We start from the raw sequence: 436 nt of genomic DNA, 5'->3' as shown, positions 1-436 counted from the left end.
CCGGACGAACGGGTGGAGAGCGGGCCTTCCGGGCGGTTCGGGCGCAAGCGGGCAACCGCCGGTGACCGGTGCCCAGGAGGCCGTCCGCCGCCTACTGTGGGGACGGTGCACCGGCCGCCCCCCGGCGTCGGGGCACGCCCACCGCTGCGGGAACCGCCGCGGAGCAGAGGGTTCGGACACGCGCGGCCGCGAGGTCGCGCACCGGCCGTGCGGCGTGGCGCCGTCGGCCGGGAGAGGGACGGGGTATGGAACCGACCGAGAACGCCGCGTCGGGCCCTGGGCTGCGCGCACGCCTGACGGGCGCCCTGCGGCGGGCGTTCTCCCGGCTCGCCCCCGCCACCGCGGGCCGTCCCGGCACACCCGGTTCCCCTTCCCGCCCGGCCTCCGCGCCGTTCGGCGGACAGTGGGCCGGCACCGGGCCCGCCACCCTCGCGGC

Annotated in this window: 1 protein-coding gene; it reads left to right on the top strand. The window is 80.3% G+C overall.

Annotation, left to right across the window (positions count from 1 at the left end):
* Positions 1-245: 245 nt before the first annotated feature.
* A partial coding sequence (locus ACOV8S_RS13775) for a hypothetical protein (RefSeq protein ID WP_448318105.1) occupies positions 246-436 on the top strand: 191 nt, incomplete at its 3' end.

Source organism: Streptomyces sp. CO7 (genome assembly GCF_053474865.1).
Note: the sequence above shows the minus strand (reverse complement) of the source record. Positions and strands in the feature narration are given on the sequence as shown.